This is a genomic window from Pseudomonas sp. AU12215, from assembly GCF_001675465.2.
GTDB lineage: Bacteria > Pseudomonadota > Gammaproteobacteria > Pseudomonadales > Pseudomonadaceae > Pseudomonas > Pseudomonas nitroreducens.
Window position 1 is genome coordinate 1 of sequence record NZ_MACM02000061.1, and the last position, 8,020, is coordinate 8,020.

Here is an 8,020-nt window from a genome sequence, read left to right on the forward strand (position 1 = left end):
CAGCAAGGGCATGCTCAACTACTTCCTCTGGCGTGATCGCCGCGGGCTGATCGCCTACCTGCTGAGTTTCCTGGTCAACCTGCTGTTCCTGGTGCTGATCACCATGTGGCTGATCACCACCCTGTCGCCCAACGCCTGGCGCTTCCCGTCGATCCTCGAAGGTAGCCAATTGCTGGTGGTGCTGCTGTTCCTCAACGGCCTGATGCTCCTCAACCGGCTGTTCCAGCGCTTCTGGTTCGTCACCCGCTTCTACGGCATCTTCGAGGGACTGCTGTCGGCGCCGCGGATGATGTGGAGCAACTTCGTCAACTTCTTCGCCAACCTGCGCGCGCTCAAGCAGGTAATGGAGATGGGCGATTCGCGCCGCGTTGCCTGGGACAAGACCACCCACGAATTTCCCGCCCTCGCCGGCCCGCAGCGCACGCCGCTGGGCCAGCGCCTCAAGGAAAAAGGCCTGATCAGCGAAGAACAGCTGCAATCGGCACTGACCAGCCCGGTGCGCCGACGGCTGGGCCGCGAGCTACTGCTGCGCAAACTGATCACCAGCACGCAATTGGTGGAAACCCTGGCGGAGGAACTGGGCGAGGAATGGGCGCCGCTCAACCCCTTCACCCTCGATGAAAAACTGATCGAAACCCTGCCGCGCAAGCTGGCCCTGCGCTACGCCGTGTTGCCGGTGGCCGTCGAGGGCGAAACCCTGGTCCTGGCCAGCGAACAGCAGATCAGCCAGGTCTCCCTCGGTGCCATCAGCCGGCAGCTCAAGCGCCCGGTACGCGGCCGACTGGCCCCACAAGGCCGTGTCACCCTCGGCCTGCGCCACTGGTACGGCGGGCGCCACCAGACCGATGAAACCCGGGCCATCGTCGAGGTGCTCCGGCGACGCCAGGGCGACGAATCCCTCATGGAACGTCTCTGTGGTCACGTGGTGATGTTCGGTGCCTTGCTGCAGGTACGCGGCATGGTCCCGCCCAGCCTGTTCAACCAGGCCCTCATCGACTTCGACCCGGAACAGGACTCGCTCGGCGAACACCTGATCAAGCGCGGCATGATCACCCAGCAGGTGCTCGAGGAAGCGCTCAAGGAACAGGCCAGCGAACAGCACGAGGCCTATCGCATTGCCCGGGAGGCCGTGTGAAACCGCAACAAACCCTGCTTTACGGGCTCATCCTGGCGAGCATCGCCGCGCCGCTGGCGCAGGCCGCCGACGACCAGCTCAGCGAATTCCAGCGCTTCCGCAGCTATCCCTTTCTCGACAAGGGCTACAAGGAAGCGAAGAAGAACAACTGGGCGGAAGTCGAACGCCTTATGCGCCACCTGCTCGACCGCGTGCCGAGCAACACCGAGGCGCGTGCCCTGCTGATCCAGTCCCTGGCCAAGCAACAGCGCTACGCCGACGCCGAGAGGGAGGCCCAGGCCCTGGCCGGGACCGACGCCGGTGCGCAGGCGCTCACCGAGCTGCGCCTGGACCTGATCGAAAACGGCCCACCGCCCGAAGCCCAGGTCAACCAGTGGCTGGCTCACACCAGTAACGCCAACGAGCGCGTGCGCCTGTGGCAAGCCTACAGCCTCAAGCTCGGCCAGACTCAGGGAGCGGCCAAGGCACTGGACTGGCTCSGCACGCTGCCGCCCGGCAACGACGGCCGCGTGCTGCGCGAGGCCCGTGCCAACTGGGCCGAACAGCTGCGCGACTGGGACACCACCATCGCCCAACTGACACCGCTGGCTGCCGCGCACCAGCTTTCGGCCGACGACTGGCGACGCCTGGCCAACGCCTACGCCCAGCGCCTGGAAGAAAAGCCGCTGGAGCAACTGATCCAGCAGGCACCTGACGCCGACTCGGCGCGCAGGGCACGGCTGGCGATCATCGACCGCGCCATCGCCGTTGAGCAGACCGAAGTGGCCAAGCGCTGGCTGCTCACCTTGCCCGAGCAGGACCGCCGCGACCCGACGCGCCAGGCACAGCTGCTGGAAGTCGCACGCGACAGCAGCGACGCAGCGCTGGTTACACAACTCAGCGACGCGCAGAACCGCCCCTGCCTGGAAACCACCGAATGGTTGTCGCGTCACGACCAGGCAGCGGCACTGACGAAGCTGCAGCAGTGCAAGCCCACTGACGATCCAAAGACCTGGCTGGTCCTGGCCCAACGCCTGGAGGCCACCGACCTGCTGGAAAACACCCGGCTGCCCGAACCCTGGGACACCGCCCGCCGCGACCAACTGGTGGACTCCTGGCGACGCCAGGGCCGCACCGACCTGGCGCTGGCCTGGCTGTCACGCCAGCCACAGACACCCGACACCGTTCGCCAGCGCGCCGAGCTGCTGCAAGCCCGCGGACGCACCGGCGAGGCAGCGGCGCTGTGGGAACAGCGCTACCGCCAGACCGGCGATCTCAAGGCACTGGACCAGGCCAGCTACCTTGCGCTCAACGCCGGGCGCACCGAGCGCGCCAAGCAGCTGCTGGAAAGCGCCTACGACCGACGCGGCGGCAACCTGCCGCCCACGCTGCTGCAGCGCCTGGCCGGCATCCATGCGCGCAGTGATACACCGCTGGACGTCGCCCGCATCGAAGCCCTGCTGCCCAAGGCAGACCCGGTCTCGCGAGGCTACCTGCTCGGTCGCCTGGCCGAAGCCGGGCGCTGCGATGCCCTGCAACGCTACCTGAGCCCGGATTCCAACACCCCCGGCGAACTGCGCGCCCTGGGCCGCTGCGCCATGCCCGCGCGCCCCGGCGAAGCGGTGGTCTACTACCAGGCCGCCATCGCCCACGGCGACAAGGACAGCCAGCTGCCGCTGGCCTATGCACTGGAAGCCGCCGGCGACCCTGCCGGCGCCCTGCGCATCTTCAATGCCCTGCCCGCCAGCGAACTCAACGACAACGCCCGCCTCACCGCCAGCCGCGCCGCCCTGCTCACCAACGACAATGCCGGCGCCGAGCGCTACTGGCAGCAGGCGAAGAAAGGCAGCGCGGACGATTGGGCACTGGGCGCCAGCATCGCCGATGCCCGTGGCGACTATCCCCTGGCCCTTACCCGGCACCGCGAAGCCCTGCAACACGAGCCCAACGGCCAGCACTACTACAATGCCGCCGGCAGCGCCCAGAAGGCCGGCGACAAGCAGCAGAGCAAACTCTGGCTGGCCGAGGCGGTACGCCGCGCACCGGACAACCCGCGCTTCCGCGCCGACTACGGCATGCGCCTGGCCGGCACCGAGACGCCGGAAGAACGCCGTACCGCGATCCCCTACCTGGAGCGCGCCACCCGCGACTACCCCGAGGACTTCCGCCTGGGCGAAACCCTCGCCTGGCGCTACGACGAGGCCGAAGACAGTTTCGCCGCCCGCCGCGAGCTGCGCCGGGTCATCGACCTGGAGCAGGACCCGGTGGCCGCCGACGACGAATACGGCAGCCTCGAAGCTCGTCGCTTCCGTCAGCGCCGCGCGCATCAGACGTTGTCCCAGCGTGACAACCTGACCATCGCCAGTACCTGGTCGCCGGCGGGCGTCACCACAGTGCCGATCCTCAACGGCGACACCCAGACCGGTGACCGCCGGCGCGCCCAATCGCAGAACCTGCAGACCTTCATCTGGGACCACGCACTGGGCGAGGAACCGACACGCAACGGCAGTACCCTCTCGGTATATGGCCGGGCGATCGCCGGCAACGAAGGGCGCAAGAACTACACCCAGACCCTCGCGGCCGGCTTCGGCCTGCGCTACAAGCCTTTCGGCGACTACAACCTCAACCTCTACGGCGAGCTGTACAAGCAGAACACCGTGAACGACGACGTCGATCCTGAGGACGCCTTCGACGGTCTGCGCTGGCACGAGATCGGCACGCCGGAGAAGTTCGAGCGCTACATCCGCAAGCGCGACAAGTACGGTCAGACCAGCACCGACTTCCTGCTGCGCGCCACCGCTTCGTTCCTCGACCAGGGCGAGTACCGCAACGACTGGCGCGTGGACGAGAGCGACTGGGACGAACGCTTCCTCTACACCGACTTCGCCTGGTGGACCCACGCCGGCGACCACCAGTGGGTCTCGCGCTACCAGCAGGGCCACACCTGGAAACTGCCGGTGGATTCGCCGCAGACGATCATGCCCTACGGCTTTGCCGAGTTCTCCACGCAGGACCCGAGCAACGACTGGCGCCAGGACCTGCGCAGCGGCGTCGGCCTGCGCTGGCAATACTGGTACGGCGAGGATCGCTACAACGCCTACCGCGCCCACGTCACCGTGCGCACCGAATACCAGTTGGGCATGGCCGGCAATCTCTATGAAAAGGCCAACGGCTGGCTGGTGGGACTCGAGGTGAACTTCTGATGCGCCGCCTGATTTACGCCCTCGCCCTGCTCTTCTCCACCGTCGCTGCGCACGCCGACGACCAACTGTTCTATCAACCGCTGAATGTCGATGCCGCACTCAGCGACGCGCAGTGGCAACAGATCTGGCGCGCCAGTGCAGCCCAGGGTGCGAAGACGCTGATCGTGCAATGGACCGCCTATGGCGACTCCGACTTCGGCGGCGCCACCGGCTGGCTCGCACATGCCCTGCAAAGCGCCCACGACAACGGCCTGCAACTGGTCCTCGGCCTGTACATGGACCCGGCCTACTACCAGCGCCAGAGCGAACTGGACACACCCGGTCTGGAGGCCTACTGGCAACACCAGCTCGGCCGTTCCCTGGCGCGGCAACGGCAAGTGAGCGAGCAATGGAAACTCCCTGTCGCCGGCTGGTATCTGCCGATGGAGCTGGATGACTGGCACTTCCAGGCCGCCGAACGCAGACAAGCCCTGCAACGCCAGCTAAAGGACTTCGCCGGCCAGATGAAGGCCCCGCTGCAACTGAGCGCATTCTCCGGCGGCAAGCTCGCGCCACAGGTATACGGCAACTGGCTGGGCGAGATCGCCGGCCTCGGCGTACAGGTCTGGTGGCAGGACGGCGCCGGCACCGGCGCGCTGCCCGAGCGAGTACGCCAGGCTTACGCTGCCGCTCTACCCTGCTCGGTTGGCATCGTCCGCGAAACCTTCCGCCAGACCAGTCCCACCGGCCAGACCTTCCGCGCCGAGCCTGCCGCACCGTCCAGCGTCTCCACGGGCTGTCACGCCAGCGCCGTCTTCGAAGTGCGATATCGGCCCTGGGGCAAACTCCTGCTGGACAACCAGCGGGCGCAAGCCGGCACCGCCCTGCACCCTTGAGACCAACCCCCGCGCGCGACCTGCCGGACACCGCGCGGGGGCCACCGAGTTCGTCTATTCTCGCGCGAGCGATCCCGCACCCGTACAGGACCGTTCATGTTCAAGACCATCGAATCGGAAGTCGTGAAGCAACACGTTTCACCTGAACTGCGCGCCGAGTTTCTCCAGCATGACTTCGAGCGGCTCAAAGGCTTCAGCCTGCTGGTATTCGGCGTCAGCATCGGCATCTGGCTTCTCTTCGACCTGATCGTCAGCTTCCAGACCGGCCAGGGCTTCAGCTACATCTCGCTGCTGTTCCTCGCAGCCTTCGTCATCCTTTTTGCCCTGACCGCAGTCGCCCGCCGCGCAGTGCATTTCTACCTGATCAACTTCGCCTTCGTCGTGACCTTCGCCTGGGGCGCGCGCCTGCTGATCGAAGGTATTCCCAGTGACGTCCGCCAGGCCTGGCTGGTGATCTGCGCCTCCACCGTGCTCTACAGCGCGACGGTGCTACCACTGAACCGCCCGGCCTTCTTCGCGGTGCTGGCCATCAGCTGGTTGCTGCTCAACCCGTTCCTGGGCAACGTGCCGGAGTTCAACGTGCGACACAGCATGCTGATCTGCTATCCGGTCTTCATCAGCGCCCTCACGGTGTACATTTTCCACCACCTCAGCCAGGCCAAGCTGCACAACTACGCCATGGCCCGCCTGCTGCTGGATCAGGCCTACATCGACACCCTGACCGGGATCCCCAATCGTCGTTCCTTCATGGCGCGGGTAGGCAAGCGCCTGGTGGAAGACGGCGAGAAACGCTACCTGGCGATGATCGACATCGACCATTTCAAACGAGTCAACGACACCTACGGGCACGACATCGGCGACGAAGTGCTGACCCGCGTCGCACTGGCGATCAAGCAACAGATGGGCGACTTCGAGTTCGCCCGGCTGGGCGGCGAGGAGTTCGGCCTCTACCTCTGGGGCCTCGACGCCGACCAGGCGCAGGCACGGCTCGAGCAACTGCGCCAGGCCACCGCCGACCTTCCCGGCCACCCCAGCGTCACCATCAGCCTTGGCCTCGCGCACCTGAGCCTGGAGGGCAACCTCAGCGAAGCACTGATCAAGGCGGACAAGGCGCTCTACAGCTCCAAGCACAATGGCCGCAACCGAACGACCTATTCGCCCTGAAGCTCAGTGGCCATCCTTACTACCCCGCCACCCTGAACAGCGGATGTTTGAGGGCAAATGACCAGCTGTCGAGATGTTTCAATCGGGTATTTGGTACGATCCACGCCTTTGGTTCGGCATCTGCGTGCCGGCCTATCGGGCACTGAGTGAACTATGTACTGGAACTCCCTAGGCAATCTCGAAAGCACGCGCTCACGTGAGGACAGCAACAACTTCCTGCTCATCAGGGTTGTCGCTGCCCTCATGGTGGTTGCTGGTCATTCACTGGGACTGTCAATCGAAGGGACCCCGGAAAACCTGGAAAAAATCACCTACGCCGGCATTCGGCCACACGGCCTTGGCGTGCTTATTTTTTTCTGCATCAGTGGATTCCTGGTTACCGGTAGCATCTGCAAGCGCAATAGTCTGAAGGAATACTCCATTTCGAGGCTGTGCAGGATACTCCCGGCACTATGGGCGTGCATTGCCAGCACCACACTTTTCGCAGGCATCTTTCTCTCCAGCCACCCTCTTCTGGAGTATCTCCAACACCCGGAACTCTTGAACTACGTGTGGAAGAATTCCTTCCTGATTTCAGCGCAGTTCTCACTCCCCTATGTTGACCTCGGAAAATACGGGATAAATGGAAGCCTATGGACCATCCCTATCGAGGCCAGACTCTATCTCTACATAGCCGTCTTCTATCTAGTCGGTGCGCTTCGTAATCTGAAATTATTCACCGTCGTACTCACCATTTTCTGGGGACTCCTCGCCTTCGATCATCTTCCGCTACTGGAAAAAAACACCGAAACACTAAAGCTGACAATCTGCTTCTTCAGTGGATGCGCGCTCTTTCTGCTTCGCCATCGAATCCCAGCCAGCAAGCGGCTAGCTCTCGTGATAACCACACTAGCCCTGCTGATCTACTTCTCTCTGCAGAACAGCGTCCTTATCTACTTCGCCGTGGGATATTTGGCCATACTTCTCGCCTACTCGAAGAAGATCCCGAGCCCTTTCGGAACTGCTGACTACTCATACGGAATCTACCTGTACTCCTTCCCCATCCAACAATGCATCATCCATTCACGACCGGAAATCTCTGCTATTGAACTAGCAATCATCGCTATTCCACTCTCAATGCTCGCCGCCGCCGCTTCCTGGCATTTCGTAGAAAAGCCATTCCTCGACTTGAAAAAATCCTGGCTCGTCAAAGTAGCGAAGATAGAAAAGCACGCGTTGTCGACTGCATCGACATCCGCACAGTCCCCGGACCGTTAACTGGAAAAAAGATGGCAGCAGCTTCGACAAGAAACCAATGGCTGGATATCTGCCGCAGCCTGGCAATTTCCCTGGTGCTATTGTCGCATGGCCGGCATTTTCTCACGCCTGCGTTTCCTGCCGCTCAGAACTTCAAGTTCGGGGGCTTTCTCGGTGTTGAACTATTCTTCGTGCTATCTGGATTCCTGATAGGCGGGGCGGTTGCAGAAGCTGAGTGCAACACGGTTACTGGATTGAAGCAGGTGCATCATGCTGCAACGCCACTACCTCTGTCATGACCTCAATCGGGCATTTCCAATTGAAGCGCTTGCGCGGTCGGATGTTCAGTTCGTAGGCAATGGCATCCAACTGCTCCTGGCTGTACACCGACAAGTCCGTGCCCTTGGGCAGGTACTGGCGGATCAGGC

At 63.5% G+C, this 8,020-nt stretch carries 5 protein-coding genes and 2 pseudogenes; 6 read left to right on the forward strand and 1 reads right to left on the reverse strand.

Translation table 11 applies throughout. From position 1 onward, the window contains the following. From A9513_RS13500 to A9513_RS36755, 6 genes and pseudogenes are all read left to right on the forward strand, one after another. Nucleotides 1-1,135, forward strand: a pseudogene (locus tag A9513_RS13500) (phage adsorption protein NrfB); the annotation flags it as partial. Further along, nucleotides 1,132-4,317, forward strand: a complete 3,186-nt coding sequence (locus A9513_RS13505; RefSeq protein WP_065084999.1) for a phage receptor — start codon at nucleotides 1,132-1,134, stop codon at nucleotides 4,315-4,317. The pseudogene A9513_RS13500 and the gene A9513_RS13505, both read left to right, overlap by 4 nt. Then, complete coding sequence (locus A9513_RS13510; RefSeq protein WP_065085000.1) at nucleotides 4,317-5,192, forward strand: DUF4434 family protein; 876 nt, start codon at nucleotides 4,317-4,319, stop codon at nucleotides 5,190-5,192. Before A9513_RS13505 ends, A9513_RS13510 begins: the two co-directional genes overlap by 1 nt. 96 nt (nucleotides 5,193-5,288) lie before the next feature. Next, nucleotides 5,289-6,356: a diguanylate cyclase gene (locus tag A9513_RS13515; RefSeq protein ID WP_065085001.1), complete on the forward strand. Its 1,068-nt coding sequence runs from the start codon at nucleotides 5,289-5,291 to the stop codon at nucleotides 6,354-6,356. A 153-nt stretch (nucleotides 6,357-6,509) separates the two neighbouring features. Continuing rightward, nucleotides 6,510-7,613, forward strand: coding sequence for an acyltransferase (locus A9513_RS13520; protein ID WP_065085002.1), 1,104 nt, complete (start codon nucleotides 6,510-6,512; stop codon nucleotides 7,611-7,613). An 11-nt stretch (nucleotides 7,614-7,624) separates the two neighbouring features. Beyond that, a complete protein-coding gene (locus A9513_RS36755; RefSeq protein ID WP_369690182.1) occupies nucleotides 7,625-7,891 on the forward strand; it encodes an acyltransferase family protein in 267 nt (88 codons plus the stop codon). On the opposite strand, the pseudogene A9513_RS13525 reads toward A9513_RS36755, so the two are convergent. After that, nucleotides 7,839-8,020, reverse strand: a pseudogene (locus A9513_RS13525) (IS30 family transposase); the annotation flags it as partial. The gene A9513_RS36755 and the pseudogene A9513_RS13525 sit on opposite strands and share 53 nt — an antisense overlap.

What these genes read in the sequence shown, in the direction of transcription:
- A9513_RS13510 (WP_065085000.1), top strand. Translation starts at nt 4,317, where the DNA reads ATGCGCCGCCTGATTTACGCCCTCGCCCTGCTCTTCTCCACCGTCGCT.
- A9513_RS13515 (WP_065085001.1), top strand. Translation starts at nt 5,289, where the DNA reads ATGTTCAAGACCATCGAATCGGAAGTCGTGAAGCAACACGTTTCACCT.
- A9513_RS13520 (WP_065085002.1), top strand. Translation starts at nt 6,510, where the DNA reads ATGTACTGGAACTCCCTAGGCAATCTCGAAAGCACGCGCTCACGTGAG.
- A9513_RS36755 (WP_369690182.1), top strand. Translation starts at nt 7,625, where the DNA reads ATGGCAGCAGCTTCGACAAGAAACCAATGGCTGGATATCTGCCGCAGC.